The following is a 15649-nucleotide window of genomic DNA, read 5'->3' on the forward strand; positions in this document are numbered from 1 at the left end:
ATACATGAACCACGGATCCGACATCGTCCTGATTGGCCACCCTTTCGCACCCATCGGTTGCGGCGAAAGCCTGCGCTGTTCGTATCGCGCATTCCGCTCCGTCGCGCTGGCACCGCTGCTGCTCGATGTATATGGCCACTTCAAGCCCGAGCCTGACGCGGAACGCGAGTTCGCGCCCGCCCTTACCGACAAGCTGGGGCGGATCAACGTGTTCCACCTCAACGCCGACGAGGTCGACAGCGCGCTGTCGCTGCTCAGGCTGCCGGCCGACTCCTACAACATCCTCTATCCGAACTGGGAACTGTCGCACTTTCCGGAGCCCTGGATCGGCGCACTCGACCGCTTTGACGAAGTGTGGTGCCCTTCCAGGTTCATATTCGATTCCATCAACGGGCATACCCGGGCAACTACCCGGCATCTTCCGGTCGCGTGCGAAGTGACGCTTTCGTCGATGCTCTCCCGTCGATACTTCGGCATACCGGAGAGCGCATTCGCGTTCCTGTTCTTCTTCGATTTCCGCTCGTTCGCGGCGCGCAAGAATCCAGATGCGGTGGTGAACGCTTTCCTCCAGCACTGTGCGGCGCTGCCCACCGCCAACTCACACCTGGTCGTCAAGACCAACGGCGCGGAAGCCGATCCGGCGGCGTTTGAGCGACTGCAGAAGACGCTGAGCCCATTGCGCGGCAGGGTGACCTTCATCAACAAGACGATCAGCGACAACGAGATCAAGAACCTTGTGCGCTGCTGCGACAGCTTCGTCTCGCTTCATCGCTCCGAAGGCTATGGCCGCGGACTTGCCGAGGCAATGTACCTGGGGAAGCCGCTGATCTGCACCGGTTACTCGGGGAACCTTGATTTCATGGATGCCCAGTCGGCATTGCTCACCGATTTCTCGCTCGTGCCGGTCAAGGATGGCGAATACCCGTTCGCGGCAGGCCAGGTATGGGCAGACGCGGATGTGGAGCAGGCTGCCAGGTTCATGTCAGAGCTGTACCTGGACAGGAATCGGGCACGTGAACTCGGAAGACGGGCATCGCGCACCGTCCGCGCGCGCGTCAGCTATCGTACCGTCGGCATGAGCTACAGGACGCGCATCCAGGAAATACGCGACACGCTGCAGAGTGGATTCGTGGCGCGGGCCAGCCAGTCGGCAGGCCCGGCACGCTGATCCTGCTCGCGGATCGCCGCGGCCGACCGGCACCCATGCCCCTCGCCTGCCCGGGGGAGCAGGCGCCTGCTGGCGCCTGAGCCGAAAAAAAGGGGGATCATGCGATCCCCCTTTGGCATTCCGATCAGGCCGACACCGCGTTGACCGCAGTGTCGGCGCCAACGGCGACCGCTCGCGGCACCGGGCCCTTCCGGGACCGTATACACATCTCAGCCACGGCCATCGGCGATGCGGCGCAGGTCCGCCTCGACCATCATCTCGATCAGCTGCTGCAACGACGTGGTCGCTTTCCACCCGAGCCGGGCCTGGGCCTTGGCCGGATTGCCGAGCAGGACATCCACTTCAGCCGGCCGCATGAACTGTTCGTCGATGACCAGATGATCCTCCATGTTCAGTCCGACGTGGGCAAACGCGATCTGGCACATCTCCCTGACGGTCGAGGTGATGCCGGTGGCCACCACGTAGTCGTCCGGTACGTCCTGCTGCAGCATCATCCACATCGCCTCGACATAGTCGCCCGCGAATCCCCAGTCGCGCTTGGCGTCGATGTTGCCGAGCCGCAGCTGCTTCTGGCGTCCCAACTTGATGGATGCCACGGCATGGGTCACCTTGCGGGTCACGAACTCAATGCCGCGCAGCGGGGATTCATGGTTGAAGAGGATGCCGCTCGACGCATGCATGCCATGGCTTTCGCGGTAGTTGACGGTTGCCCAATGCGCCATCAGCTTGGCCACGCCGTAAGGACTGCGCGGATAGAACGGGGTCGCCTCGTCCTGGCGCTCCGCCTGGATCAACCCGAACATCTCGCTCGTCGAGGCCTGGTAGAAGCGCGCCTGCGGATTGACCAGCCTTACCGCCTCGAGAACCCTCAGCGCCCCGAGGCCATCCACGTCGGAGGTCAGCAACGGCTGCTGCCAGGACGTACCGACGAAGCTCTGCGCGCCCAGGTTGTACACCTCGTGCGCATTCGACACCTGCATCGCCCGGATGAGCGAGGAGAGGTCCGTCAGGTCACCGTCGATGAACTTCACGTCGTCGACGATGCCCAGTTCGCGGAGACGCCACAGCGTATCGGTGCTCCGCCGCGCCAGCAGCCCGCTGACCGAGTACCCCTTCTCCAGCAACAGCTTCGCCAGATAGGCACCGTCCTGGCCGGTGATTCCCGTAATTAGGGCCGAATTTCCGCGGATGATCACGTCCTGCTCTCCATTTCTTCAATAATGTCTTGCAACGTCTTCTCCCAGGGAATGGCGGGGAGCCAGCCGGTGTCACGTGACACCCATGTGTTGTCGGCCACCATCCTGCGCTGCTCCGCCGGGCGGAATTTCGAAGGATCCTGCTCTATTTCCGCATCCACTGCCTTCAACGCGAGCAACCGTTCCAATATTCCACGGACGCTGCGCTCGACGCCGCTGCAGAGCTGGTAGGTTCGCCCGGAGGTACCGGAGACCAACAGGCGGGCATAGCCGGCAACGATATCCCGCACGTCGGTGAAGTCACGGGTCACGTCGATATCGCCCGCTCGGATGACCGGCGCCCTCTGCCCGCGCGCAATGGCTACCACCTGGGCAGCGAGAGCCGGCACCACGAAGGCTGCGTCCTGGCCGGGGCCAACGTGGTTGAACGGACGCGCGACCACTACATCCAGGCTGTTGGATCGGTGCCATTGCAGGCACAGCAGTTCCGCGGACAGCTTGGAAACCGCGTAGGGATTCCTCGGTGCCGGAGGGTGCTGCTCCGTCACCGGCAACTGCGACTCATGCACCGCTCCATACACGTCGCCAGAGCTCACATAGAGAAGGCGCCCGGAAAAGCCCACGCTGTCCAGCGCCTGCAGCAGATGCAGGGTCCCCATGAGATTGATCTCAAGGGTCCCGGCGGGATCCTCGAAGGAGCGGGGTACGAAGCTCTGCGCTGCCAGGTGGATGACATGATCGGGCCGGATCGAGGCCACTTCGGCCTGCAGCGCCGACCGATCGCGGATGTCCACGTTCTGCAGGGTCGCAAACTCGACGCCGGCGAACGCCGCAGCCCCCATCAGATGCCTGCCGACAAAGCCGGAGGCGCCCGTCACCAGAACGCGACGACCGCTGAGCTCATGCATCAAGCGCATTCTCCAGATCCGCGCGCAGGTCCTCCACATCCTCCACGCCGACGCTCAGGCGCACCAGCGCGTCACTGATGCCCAGCTGTTGGCGACGGACCGGCGGGATCGAGGCATGGGTCATTACCGCGGGATGGTTGACCAGGCTTTCCACGCCACCGAGGGATTCGGCCAGGGTGAACAGCTGGGTGCGCTCGCAGAAGCGCTTCGCCGTCTCGAAGCCGCCCTTGAGCACGACCGAGACGATGCCCCCGAAGCCGCTCGTCTGCGCCGACGCCAGCGCATGCTGCGGGTGCGACGCCAGGCCCGGATAGATGACCTTCTCCACGGCCGGGTGCGTTTCCAGCCATTGGGCCAGCGCCAGTGCGTTGGCGCAGTGCGCCTTCATCCGCAGCGGCAGCGTCTTCAGCCCGCGCAGCGCCAGGAAGCTGTCGAACGGGCCCTGCACGCCACCCACCGAGTTCTGCAGGAAGGCCATCTGCTCGGCCAGTTCGGCGTTGTCGCCGACCACGACCATGCCGCCGACCATGTCCGAGTGGCCGTTGAGGTACTTGGTGGCCGAGTGCACCACGATGTCCGCACCCAACTGCAGCGGGCGCTGCAGCATCGGCGAGGCGAAGGTGTTGTCGACCACCACGATCAGCCCATGGCGCTGGGCGATGGCCGCGACCGCGGCGATGTCCACGATCTTCAGCATCGGGTTGGTCGGCGTCTCGATCCACACCATTTTCGTCTTCGGCGTGATCGCCGCCGCCAGCGCGGCCGGGTCGGTCAGGTCGACGAAGCTGAAATCCAGCCCTGCGGTGCGCCGGCGCACGCGCTCGAACAGGCGGAAGCTGCCGCCGTAGATGTCATCCATCGCCACCACGTGGCTGCCGGCATCGAGCAGCTCGATCACCGTCGAGGTCGCGGCCATGCCCGAGGCGAACGCGTAGCCGCGGCTGCCGCCTTCGAGCGCGGCCACGCAGCGCTCATAGGCGAAACGGGTGGGATTGTGGGTGCGCGAGTATTCGAAGCCCTGGTGCACGCCCGGGCTGGACTGCGCGTAGGTCGAGGTCGCATAGATCGGCGGCATCACCGCGCCGGTACTCGGGTCCGGCGACTGGCCGCCGTGGATGGCCAGGGTGGCGAGCGACAGGCTGCGCTCGCCGCCATCGCCGCGTGGATGCTGATCCGTCATGGTGCTTTCCGGCTGGTAAGGGGGGAAATTCTACGGGGACGACCTGAACCGGCCGTTCTGGCTGCCGCGCTCACTGCACCCGCCGCCGCAGGTAGTTCAGCAGGTCGATGCGGGTGATCAGGCCGAGGAAGTCGTTGCCGTCCATGATGATGGCGACCTGGCCACGGTCGAATACCGGCAGCAGCGCCTCGATCGGCGACTTCACGTCCAGCCGGTCGAGCTTGCTGACCATGGCGATGGCCACCGGATCGCGGAACCGCGCTTCGTCGCCGTAGACATGCAGCAGCACGTCGCTCTCGTCGATGATGCCGACCAGGCGGTCGCCATCCATCACCGGCAGCTGCGAGACGTCGTACAGCTTCATGCGCTGGTAGGCGGTGGTCAGCAGGTCGTTGGGGCCGACCACCACGGTGTCGCGCTGGCTGTACGGGCGCAGGATCAGGTCGCGCAGGTCGCCGTAGCGCGGGCGCTCGAGGAAACCGTTGTCCAGCATCCAGTAGTCGTTGTACATCTTCGACAGGTATTTGTTGCCGGTATCGCATACCAGCACCAGCACCTTCTTCGGGGTGGTCTGCTCGCGGCAGTACTTCAGCGCCGCCGCCAGCAGGGTGCCGGTGGAGGAACCGCCGAGGATGCCTTCCTTGCCCAGCAGTTCGCGCGCGGTGTGGAAGCTCTCCGCGTCGCTGATTGCATAGGCCTTGCTGACCCGGCTGAAATCGGAGATCGACGGCAGGAAATCCTCGCCGATGCCTTCCACCAGCCACGAGCCCGATTTCTCGTTGAGCGTGCCCTCGTTGATGTACTCGGCCAGGATCGAGCCGACCGGGTCGGCCAGCACCAGTTCGGTCTTCGGCGACAGCCGGGCGAAGGCGCGCGACAGCCCGGTCATGGTGCCGGAACTGCCGCAGCCGAACACGATGGCGTCCAGGTCGCCGTCCATCTGTTCGAGGATCTCCGGGCCGGTGCCGAATTCGTGCGCGGCCGGATTGTCGGGGTTGCCGAACTGGTTGACGAAATAGGCACCCGGGGTGCGCTCGGCGATGGTCTTGGCCAGGTCCTGGTAGTACTCGGGGTGGCCCTTGGCCACGTCCGAGCGGGTCAGCACCACTTCGGCGCCCATCGCCTTGAGGTTGAAGATCTTCTCCCGGCTCATCTTGTCCGGGACCACCAGGATCAGCTTGTAGCCCTTCTGCTGGGCCACCAGCGCCAGGCCCAGCCCGGTATTGCCGGCGGTGCCTTCCACCAGTGTCGCGCCCGGCCTGAGGTCGCCGCGCTTCTCCGCCGCCTCGATCATCGACAGGCCGATGCGGTCCTTGATGGAGCCGCCCGGGTTGGCGCTTTCGAGCTTGAGATAGAGCTCGCAGACACCGGCATCCAGGCGCTGGGCCTTGATGATCGGCGTGCGCCCGATGAGTTCGAGTACGGAGGAGTGGATTGCCATCGATATGCTTGGGATCGCGCCGCGCCGCGGCCGGAGCCCGATTATCCGATGGATATGCGCGAAAGTCAGGCGACGATCGGTTGTTGGATCATTGCCAGCGCGCCTTTGCGCAAGCGACGCGGGCAAGGGCGGCCGACGAGGAGGCCGCCCTTGCCCGCGACGGAAAGTTTTCAGCGTGGGGAAGGTTCAGTTGAGCCAGTTTTCATACATCCGCAGCAGTTTCTGCTTGGCCAGCAGCTTTTCGCGTTTCATCTGCCCCAGGGTCACATCGTCGATGGGAAGTACTCCCAGTTCCGCATCCATGCATTTCTTGTTCAGCTTCTGGTGCTGCTGATAGAGCTGCTTGAACTCGGGGTTGACCTTGATCAACGCGTCGATCTCACTCTGCGGCTGCCCTTCGAACATGACTACCTCCTACATGCGGAAACACGAACGCCCCGGCCTTGCGGCACGGGGCGCTCTGGGATGGAGGTCCGGACGGGGCACGGCCGAACCCGAGGCCGCATTCCGGCGCACTGCCCGGAAGCTGTCTGCTGCTGGTTCGCGCCACGGTTGCACTGGCCCGGTCCTCCGCTGTCCGGGCGACGAAAATGCCGCCCGGACAATTGACCCTACGCCTGAAAAATAGTTCCGGCAAGCGCGCTGGATGGAGTCTGAAAAGGTTCAGCAACGGGCGCACATTCAGCGGCGACGGCGGCGCCGCGCCGTGGCCGGTAGCGGATACCGGGGGACCACAAGCAGTAGTGCCGGAGCGGGGTGGGACCCCACTCCATGGGTGCCGGCGGCGCCGTCAGGACATCACGGCGCGACGATCACCTCGGCGGAGCGGGCGCGGGTGGCGGCCGCCTTCTTGCCGCTGGCCTGGATGCGGTTGGCGCCGACACCGGCCGCCACCAGGGCGTCCTTCAGCGCCTGCGCGCGGCGCTGGCCGACCCCGTTGGCGCTGTCGTACCCCTCGATGGTCACCCGCCCCTTCTTGCCGATGTTCAGGTACTCGGCCAATGCCTTGAGCTGGTCGCGCGCGGCAGCCGACGGGGTCGCCTGGCCAGCGGCGAAGGCGTCGCCGGCCAGGGTGAACACCTCGCCGCGATTGTCGAACCTGGACGGCGGCAGCTTCTTGCCGGAGACCAGTTCGGCTTCCTCGCGGGCCAGCTTGGCGGCGTTCTGCTGGGCCGAGCTGACCCGCGCGGCCTGCTTGCCGGCCACGCTGGTCAGCGCTGCTTCGGCGTCCTGGCGGGCCAGGGTCTCGGCCTCGGCCGCCTGGCGCAGGCGCTCGGCTTCCTCGGCCTGGATCTGCGCCTGCACCCGCAGCCGCTCCGCCTCCTGGCGGGCACGGGCGGCCTCGCGCCGACTCGCCTCGACCAGCAGCTCGCTGCGGGTGCGTTCGAGCTGGTCGACCTCGCGGCGGGCGGCTTCGGCACGGGCGCTGGCCTCGGCGATCGCCACCCGGCGCTCGGCCAGGTAGCGCGCCTGGTCCAGTTCCTTGCGCTTGGCCTTGGCCAGCACGGCGATCGCCTGCTGCGCCTGCAGGCGCTCCAACGCCGCCAGGTCGGTGGTGCGCGCGTCGGCCTGCAGGCTGACCAGGCGCTGGTTCAACATCGCCACCGCCGGATCCTCGGCCGCGGCGACGAGCAGCGGCGCGGCCAGCAGGCCGGCCACGAGCAGGATGCGGATGCCCATCAGTGTCCCTCCCCGGTCGCCAGCTGGCGTTGCAGGCGCTCCACCTCGGCCCTGCGCTGGGCGAGCATGGCCAGCGCCACCGCCTCCTCGCTCTGGGCCCGCGCCAGGTCGGCGTCGACCGCGGCACGCTGCGCCAGCAGGGGCGCCTGCTTGCGCTCGCGGCGGTCGCCGGCCGCGCGCTGGGCCTGTTCCAGCTGCTGCCGCGCCAGGGCGATGGTGTCCGGCGCGTACTGGTCGGCATCGGCGCGGTCGGCGCGTTCCAGCGCCTGCTGCGCGGCAAGCAGGTCGGCCGCGGCCGGATCCTGCGCCATGGCGCTGGCGCAGAGCGCAGATGCGCACGCGGTCACATACAGGAGACGTCGTAAGTGTGCGAAGCTAGGTTTCATTGGGGAGCCGTCGCGGAAAGGTGAGCACGGCCATTGTCGTCAAGGCCGCCGCGTGCTTGCAACGTTGGGCGGCGAATGCCTGGGGAATCATCCATGGATATCGGCTATTTCCTGAAGCTGATGACCGAAAAGAACGCATCGGACATGTTCCTGACCACGGGGGCGCCGGTGCACATCAAGATCGAGGGCAAGCTGTACCCCCTGGGCAATACCGGCCTGCCGCCGGGCATGGTCAAGAAGATCGCCTACTCGCTGATGGACGAGGGCCAGGTGCCGCAGTTCGAGCGCGACCTGGAGCTGAACATGGCCATCGCACTGGCCGATGTGGGGCGTTTCCGGGTGAACGTATTCAAGCAGCGCGGCGAAGTGGGCATGGTCATCCGCGCGATCAAGAACCGGATCCCCTCGATCGAGGAGCTGAAGCTGCCGGACGTGCTCAAGGACGTGATCATGACCCCGCGCGGGCTGGTGCTGGTGGTCGGCTCCACCGGTTCGGGCAAGTCCACCTCGCTGGCGTCGATGATCGACCACCGCAACGCCACCACCACCGGGCACATCCTCACCATCGAGGATCCGATCGAATTCCTGCACCGGCACAAGCAGTCCATCGTCAACCAGCGCGAGGTCGGGCTGGACACCCACGCCTTCCACAACGCGCTGAAGAACGCGATGCGCGAGGCGCCGGACGTGATCCTGATCGGCGAGATCCTCGACGCCGAGACCATGGAGGCGGCCATCGCCTTCGCCGAGACCGGCCACCTGTGCCTGGCCACGCTGCACTCCAACAACGCCGACCAGACCATCGAGCGCATCCTCAACTTCTTCCCCGAGAGCGCGCACCGCAACGTGCTGATGAACCTGTCGCTGAACCTGCGCGCGGTGATCAGCCAGCGCCTGGTCAAGGGCACCGACGGCCGCCGCCGGCCCGCGACCGAGGTGCTGATCAACACGCCGATGATCCGCGACCTGCTGCGCCGCGGCCAGGTGCACGAGATCAAGCAGGCCATGGAGCAGTCGCTCGAGGAAGGCATGCACAGTTTCGACCAGTGCCTGTTCCGGCTGGCCAAGGAGGGCGTGATCGAGCAGGAGGAGGCGCTGCGCGCGGCCGATTCGCGCGATGGCCTGGCGCTCAAGTTCCGGCTGTCCGAGGGCGCCAGCGGCGAGCACGACCCCTATGCGGATTTCTCGGCGGCGGCACCGGCGTCGATCACCCACGGGTTCTGAGGCGCGGCGCAGCACTGGCCCTCCACGAAGCCCCGCCGCGGCGGGGCTTTTTCGTGCTTCCGCTGTTGCCGTGCGGCGGGGTCAGGCCGCGTCCGGCTGGTTCTCCGGCCGGGCGGCATCGAAGGCCGGCAGCGCCAGGCAGGCGGCTTCGATCCGCCGCAGGGTCGGGAAGGGATCCAGATCCAGGCGGAAGCGGCGCGCGTTGTACAGCTGCGGCACCAGGCAGCAATCGGCCAGCCCGGGCGCGTCGCCATGGCAGAAGCGGCCGGTCTGCGCCGTGCCCGCCAGCGTCGTTTCCAGCGCCGAAAGGCCGGTGCGCATCCAGTGCAGGATCCAGTCGTCGCGCTCGGACTGCGGTACGTGCCATTCCTGGTCGAAGAACTGCAGCACGCGCAGGTTGTTGAGCGGATGGATGTCGCAGGCCACCAGCTGCGCCAGCGCGCGCACCCGCGCGCGGTCGCCCGCTGCCGCCGGCAACAGCGCCGGCTGCGGGTGGGTTTCTTCCAGGTACTCGAGGATCGCCAGCGACTGGGTCAGCACGCGTTCGCCATCGCACAGCGTCGGCACCAGCTCCTGCGGGTTGAGCGCGGCGTAGGCCGGGGCGTGCTGCTGGCCGCCGTCGCGCACCAGGTGGACCGGCACGGTCGCGTACTCCAGCCCTTTCAGGTTCAGGCCGATGCGTACCCGATAGGCGGCGCTGGAGCGCCAGTAGCTGTAGAGCGTCAATCCCTGTTGCATGTCCGTTTCCTTGTGCCTGCAGGCCACCATACCCGGCGGCGACGGGAACGCCCGCGCCGCCGGTCGGTCCATCGTGCCGCCGGCCGGGAAGCCGCCGCCGCTGCCGTGGGCGTCTGTCCGCGGACCGACGGGCCGTGCCGCCGTCAGGGCCGCGCGGCCTGCTCGATACGCTGCTCGATGGCGCCGAAGATGCTGGTGCCGGCGCGGTCGAACATTTCGATGCGCACCACGTCGCCGAAGCGCATGAACGGCGTCGACGGCTTGCCGTCGCGCAGCGTCTCCACGGTACGGCGCTCGGCGAAGCAGGACGCGCCCAGCGCGGTGTCCTCGTTGGCGATGGTGCCCGAGCCGACGATGGCGCCGGCCGACAGCGGACGGGTCTTGGCCGCGTGCGCGACCAGCTGGGCGAAATCGAACTGCATGTCCACGCCGGCTTCCGGGGCGCCGAACCATTCGCCGTTGATGTGGGTCACCAGCGGCAGGTGGACCTTGCTGCCCTGCCACGCCTCGCCGAGCTCATCGGGGGTGACGAATACCGGGCTCAGTGCCGAACGCGGCTTGGACTGCAGGAAGCCGAAGCCCTTGGCCAGTTCGGCCGGGATCAGGTTGCGCAGGCTGACGTCGTTGACCAGTCCGACCAGCTGGATGTGGCCGGCGGCCTGCTCCGGCGTCACCGCCATCGGCACGTCGTCGGTGATGACCACGATTTCGGCCTCCAGGTCGATGCCGTAGTCCTCGCTGACCACCTTGACCGCATCGCGCGGGCCGTAGAAGCCGGCACTGGTCGCCTGGTACATCAGCGGATCGGTGTAGAAGGTCTCCGGAACCTCGGCGCCACGCGCCTTGCGTACCCGTGCCACGTGCGGCAGGTAGGCGCTGCCATCGACGAACTCGTAGGCGCGCGGCAGCGGCGCGGCCAGCGCCTGCATGTCCAGGTCGAACACGCCATCGGCATCGCCATGGTTGAGCGACTCGGACAGCGCGTTCAGCCGCGGCGCGACGTTGGACCAGTCCTCCAGCGCCTGCTGCAGGGTGGCGGCGATGCCGGTGGCGCGCACGGCGCGGGCCAGGTCACGCGAGACCACGATCAGGGTGCCGTCGCGGCCACCTTCCTTCAGGGAACCAAGCTTCATCGGAGCGTCCAGTCCAGGGGCGGGAAACAAGTTTCGATTGTAACGAATAGTCCGGCGGCGACCAGCGCCGCGCAGGCGGCGCCGGTAATCCACCCGATCACGCGTCGCGAGGGCGCCGCCGCGACCGGAGACGGTACCGCGCCCTGCCGGCCGACCGGGAGCCCGCGTCACCCGACCGTACCTGAACAGGGATTTTTGTGCCGTTCCCGAACATCCCTTAGACTATCGCGGTCTGCCAGCGGCCGTCCGTTTCCCTTCCGGGACCGCCGGCGGCGCAGGACCGCAGGCCTCGTCGCCCGGTCCGCCCGCCCGCCCCCATTCCGACGCCTTTCGTCTCGCATTCCGGCCAGCGCGCCTTGCGCTGGTCGCACCCATGATCTCGCAGCGCGGTTTTACGGGAACGCTCCGAGCCGACCGGTCGCCACGACCGGCAGCGCAGGCCCATCCGGGCCGGCGCTTCCCCATATTGCGGAGTTTCCATGTCGTTCGAAGATCTGGGCCTTGCGCCCTTCCTGCTGCGCGCGCTCGCCGAGCAGGGTTACGAAAACCCCACCCCGATCCAGCAGCAGGCCATCCCCCTGGTGCTGCAGGGCCACGACCTGCTGGCCGGCGCGCAGACCGGTACCGGCAAGACCGCCGCGTTCGGCCTGCCGCTGCTGCAGCACCTGGCCACCTCGGCGCAGGAAGTGCGCAGCGGCCCGCGCCGGCCGCGCGCGCTGATCCTGACCCCCACCCGCGAACTGGCCACCCAGGTGCATGACAGCCTGCGCGGCTACAGCAAGTACCTGCGCATCCCCAGCACCTGCATCTACGGCGGCGTCGGCATGGGCAACCAGTTGGACGTCCTGCGCCGTGGCGTGGACCTGCTGGTGGCCTGCCCGGGCCGCCTGATCGACCACCTGGAGCGGCGCAGCATCGATCTGTCCGGCATCGAGGTGCTGGTGCTGGACGAGGCCGACCGCATGCTCGACATGGGCTTCCTGCCCTCGATCAAGCGCATCCTGGCCAAGCTGCCCAAGCAGAACCGGCAGACCCTGCTGTTCTCGGCCACCTTCGCCGACCCGATCAAGCAGCTGGCGCTGGAGTTCATGCGCAATCCGCGCGAAGTCATGGTGACCCCGCGCAACACCGTGGCCGAGACCATCGCCCACCGCGTGCACCCGGTCGACGCCGGGCGCAAGCGCGAACTGCTGCTGCACCTGTTGAGCGCCGATTCGCGCGAGCAGACCCTGGTGTTCGCCAAGACCAAGCACGGCAGCGACAAGCTGGCCACGTTCCTGGACAAGTCCGGCATCAAGACCGCGGCGATCCACGGCAACAAGAGCCAGAGCCAGCGCCTGCGCGCACTGGGCGACTTCAAGGCCGGCCGCGTCACCGTGCTGGTGGCCACCGACATCGCCGCGCGCGGCATCGACATCAACGAGCTGCCCAAGGTCATCAACTACGACCTGCCGATGGTGGCCGAGGATTACGTGCACCGCATCGGCCGCACCGGCCGCAACGGCGCCAGCGGCCAGGCGGTTTCGCTGGTGGCGCAGGAGGATGCAAAGTACCTGCGCCAGATCGTGCGCCTGCTGGACCGCGACATGGATATCCGCGACGTGCCGGGCTTCGAGCCGCACACGCCGATCCGCTGGGGCAACAGCGCCCCGGGCAAGGCCGAGCAGCCCGGCGGCGAGCGTCCGCCGCGCCGTGGCAGTGGCGGCCATGGCCCGCGCCGGTCCAATGGCGATGCACCGCGTGGTGGCCGCGGCGGCCAGCAGAAGCCGGGCGGCCAGCGCAATGCGGGCAGCGGCCAGCAGCGGCGCGACGGACACCCCGGCGGTGGCCAGCGGCGCGGTGGTGGCCGGGGGCAGAGCCGTACCACGGCCTGATTCCGGGCTGCCGGTTTGAGGTAACTGAAAAGCCGACGCGCTGCGTCGGCTTTTTCTTTGCTGCGGTGTTCTGGACGCCAACCTCCCCGCCGCGTCACTCCCCGCGCTGTTTCGGCGTGTTGAGGTGGTTGCCCTGCAGCAGCGCATTGAGCAGCAGGCGCTCGGTGCCATGCCAGTACTTGCGGTGCGCCGGGTCGTCGGCGAACAGCACCACGTTGCCGCTGCCGCTCGGCACCACCTGCAGATAGCTGGAGCCGGCCACGCGGGCGCGGTTGGCATCGGACAGGTAGCCGTTCACCACCGGCTGGCGGTCGATGTTGACCACATTGAGAAAAGCATTCTTCCCCGGCTCGAACACCAGCCCGCTCTCCTTGTTCACCCAGATCCGCCGCTGCTGCACGCCGAACCCCAGCGGATGGGTGGGATCGATATCGGCACTGAGGATGTTGCCGCTGACCCGGCCCAGCGCGAACACGTCGCGCACCGTGCCGAAATCCAGCCGCTGGCCTTCCTCGCCCTTGCCGTCCCCGCGCAGCTTGGCCTCGACCAGGCCCTTGTCGATCGCCCAGCGCGCGCCGCTGCCGTACACCACCAGCGAGCCGCCGGCGGCGATCCAGCGCTTGAGCGCCGTCACGCCCGCCTCGCCGACCGTGCCGTAGCTGCCAGCGGACAGCACGATGGAGGTGTAGCGCGACAGGTCCACGCTCGCCAGTTGTGCGGGATCGAGCTTGCTCGCAGGCAGGCCCAGCGCGGTATCCAGTGCAAACCAGGCCGAGCCGATCTCGGTGGCCGAGACCCCCTCGCCCATCACCAGCGCGATGCTCGGTGCACGCAGCACACGCACGTTGTCGCTGCCCAGGTCGATGCCACTGGCGGTACGGCTGCTGTCCAGTGCATGCACGGTGACGCCGGCCTCCTGCGCACGCGCCAGCACCCGGGCCTGCAACGCCCTGGCATCCAGCGCCTGCCCGGCAACCGGGATCACCACCGCGCCATGGCCGAACGCCACCTCACCGGCAGCGGTGGCGGCGGTAAACGGCTGGTGCGCGGTGCGCACGCGCACGCCGTCCCGCAGCAGGCCACCCAGCAGGCGGTAACTGCCGAAGTCGCGCGCATCGGCCACATAGGCGAAGCCGGCACGTCCGCCATGGATACCGCCCTGTGCCGCCGGCGCCGCTTCCACTTTCACGCCCGTCGGCAACGCCCCGCGACTGGCGGCATAACGCAGGCCATAGGCCGGCGCGACCGCGTAGGAGGTGCCGCTGTAGAACACATCCCCCTTCACCGGCGGGGTGAATTCGAAGATCGCATGGGCAAGACGGAACTGCGGCTGCCGCACCGGCACCACATAGGCCGAACCGGCGTGGAAGCGCTTGCCATCGACTTCGACATCACGCGCCAGCGCATGCACCTGGATGCGGTGCTGCAACAACAGGGCAAGCAGCCTGCGGGTGAGGGTCGCATCGGCGGCATCGCCGAACACCCAGTCGCGTACCGGGTAAGCGGCCGCCTGGGCCAGGGCACTGCGGAAGAACGCCTTCTGCAGGACGAACAGGCGCATGCGGTCCTCCACCGCGCCGCGCACGCTGGCAAGGCCGGTGGCCACCTGGTTGCGGATGGTGAAGTCGAAATGCAGCGGCCCGTTCACCGTTTCCTGCACACGTCCACGCGAGCTGGCTTGCTCCACGGTCACGCCGACCGCGCCATGGAAGTCCGGGTACGTGGAGCCATAAATCGGCGAGAAGTTGTCGAAGTTCTCGCCGGTGTAGTACAGCGAACCCAGCGCGTCCAGCGCCTGCGCGTGGAAGCGCGCCAGCCAGTGGTTGGCCTCGTACGAGGACCTGGGCAGCAGGGGGCTTTCCATGCTCTTCGGCGAGGGCTCGAAGTAATAGGTGCTGTCCTTGCCCATCTCGTGGAAGTCGATCTGGATGTTTGGGTACCAGCGATGGAACTGCGCCACCTTGGGCCAGCTGTCGGCCTGCGCCAACGCCAGCCAGTCGCGGTTGAGATCGGTGAAGTAGTGATTGACCCGCCCCGTGGGGAACGGTTCGACATGCTCCCTGTCGGCGGGGTCCGCCGAGGGCGGGCGCGAACCCCAGGCGTTGTGCCAGTTGCTGGCGCGGTCGCGGCCGTCCGGGTTCTGCGCCGGGTCGATCACCACCACCGCATTCTCCAGCCAGACCGCGGTTTCGGCATCCTGGTTGGCGGCAAGGTAGTAGGCGGTGAGCATTGCCGCCTCTCCACTGGAGGTTTCATTGCCATGCACGCTGTAGCCCAGCCACACCACCGAAGGCGCGTCATCGCCGGGCAGCGGTTGCGCAGGGTCGACCAGCGCCTGCCGCTGCGCGGCGATCTGCGCGCTGCGTGCGTGGTTGCGCGGCGAGGTAATGGTCACCAGCAGCAGCGGGCGCTGTTCGTAGCTCTGGCCGATCACCTCCACCCTGACCCGGTCGGAGACGCGCGCCAGTTCGTTGAAGTACGCCACCAGCCGGTCATGCCGCGTGTAGTGGCTGCCGATGTCGTAACCAAGGAACTGCTGCGGCGATGGCACTCGTGCATCGAACTGCCGCGCGGCGGGAAAGTAGTAGCTGTTCTGGGCGAAGACGGGCATGGCACCGATTGCCAGCAGCAGGGCCAGGGCGAGAAAACGGAATGACATGGATCGGAACTCCCGTTGCACGGCCTGCCGACGGGCCGCCGTTGCGGACTTTTCGTGAGGTG

13 protein-coding genes are annotated in these 15649 nt (G+C 67.5%); 3 read left to right on the top strand and 10 right to left on the bottom strand.

Annotated elements, in window-relative coordinates; translation table 11 throughout:
- Window positions 1-4 precede the first annotated feature (4 nt).
- Window positions 5-1168 carry a glycosyltransferase gene (locus AC06E6_RS09445; protein WP_240213368.1) on the top strand — a complete coding sequence of 388 codons (1164 nt, stop codon included), beginning with the start codon at window positions 5-7 and terminating at the stop codon, window positions 1166-1168.
- A 209-nt stretch (window positions 1169-1377) separates the two neighbouring features.
- Here the strand turns inward: AC06E6_RS09445 and AC06E6_RS09450 are convergent, their stop codons facing one another.
- From AC06E6_RS09450 to AC06E6_RS09480, 7 genes are all read right to left on the bottom strand, one after another.
- Window positions 1378-2358 carry a GDP-mannose 4,6-dehydratase gene (locus tag AC06E6_RS09450; protein ID WP_240213388.1) on the bottom strand — a complete coding sequence of 327 codons (981 nt, stop codon included), beginning with the start codon at window positions 2356-2358 and terminating at the stop codon, window positions 1378-1380.
- A gap of 2 nt (window positions 2359-2360) precedes the next feature.
- Entirely contained in the window at window positions 2361-3272 is a 912-nt protein-coding gene (locus tag AC06E6_RS09455) for a GDP-mannose 4,6-dehydratase (protein ID WP_313228697.1), read from the bottom strand.
- A complete protein-coding gene (locus AC06E6_RS09460) occupies window positions 3265-4452 on the bottom strand; it encodes a cystathionine gamma-synthase (RefSeq protein ID WP_478061090.1) in 1188 nt (395 codons plus the stop codon). Before AC06E6_RS09460 ends, AC06E6_RS09455 begins: the two co-directional genes overlap by 8 nt.
- A 70-nt stretch (window positions 4453-4522) precedes the next feature.
- A complete protein-coding gene (locus tag AC06E6_RS09465) occupies window positions 4523-5893 on the bottom strand; it encodes a pyridoxal-phosphate dependent enzyme (RefSeq protein ID WP_240213371.1) in 1371 nt (456 codons plus the stop codon).
- A gap of 186 nt (window positions 5894-6079) precedes the next feature.
- Entirely contained in the window at window positions 6080-6298 is a 219-nt protein-coding gene (locus AC06E6_RS09470; protein ID WP_478061092.1) for an HP1242/YdcH family protein, read from the bottom strand.
- A gap of 393 nt (window positions 6299-6691) precedes the next feature.
- Window positions 6692-7573 (bottom strand): OmpA family protein, encoded by an 882-nt coding sequence (locus AC06E6_RS09475; protein ID WP_243351301.1) that lies wholly within the window; start codon window positions 7571-7573, stop codon window positions 6692-6694.
- Window positions 7573-7959 (bottom strand): DUF4398 domain-containing protein, encoded by a 387-nt coding sequence (locus tag AC06E6_RS09480; RefSeq protein WP_104937970.1) that lies wholly within the window; start codon window positions 7957-7959, stop codon window positions 7573-7575. The genes AC06E6_RS09475 and AC06E6_RS09480 overlap by 1 nt, the downstream gene beginning before the upstream one ends.
- A gap of 93 nt (window positions 7960-8052) precedes the next feature.
- Here AC06E6_RS09480 and AC06E6_RS09485 point away from each other — a divergent pair, with 93 nt between their 5' ends.
- Window positions 8053-9183, top strand: coding sequence for a PilT/PilU family type 4a pilus ATPase (locus tag AC06E6_RS09485; protein WP_054662659.1), 1131 nt, complete (start codon window positions 8053-8055; stop codon window positions 9181-9183).
- An 81-nt stretch (window positions 9184-9264) separates the two neighbouring features.
- On the opposite strand, the gene maiA is transcribed toward AC06E6_RS09485, so the two are convergent.
- Complete coding sequence (gene maiA, locus AC06E6_RS09490) at window positions 9265-9921, bottom strand: maleylacetoacetate isomerase (RefSeq protein ID WP_313249395.1); 657 nt, start codon at window positions 9919-9921, stop codon at window positions 9265-9267.
- Between the two features lie 143 nt (window positions 9922-10064).
- A complete protein-coding gene (locus tag AC06E6_RS09495; protein WP_313256486.1) occupies window positions 10065-11054 on the bottom strand; it encodes a fumarylacetoacetate hydrolase family protein in 990 nt (329 codons plus the stop codon).
- A 479-nt stretch (window positions 11055-11533) separates the two neighbouring features.
- On the opposite strand from AC06E6_RS09495, the gene AC06E6_RS09500 reads away from it, so the two are divergent.
- On the top strand, window positions 11534-12928 hold the full coding sequence (locus AC06E6_RS09500) for a DEAD/DEAH box helicase (protein WP_161615289.1): 1395 nt from the start codon (window positions 11534-11536) through the stop codon (window positions 12926-12928).
- Window positions 12929-13022: 94 nt separating this feature from the next.
- Here AC06E6_RS09500 and AC06E6_RS09505 read toward each other — a convergent pair whose 3' ends face one another.
- On the bottom strand, window positions 13023-15587 hold the full coding sequence (locus AC06E6_RS09505; protein WP_478061096.1) for a M14 family zinc carboxypeptidase: 2565 nt from the start codon (window positions 15585-15587) through the stop codon (window positions 13023-13025).
- Window positions 15588-15649 lie beyond the last annotated feature (62 nt).

The organism is Stenotrophomonas sp. Steno-Z10-HUANG (genome assembly GCF_056393075.1).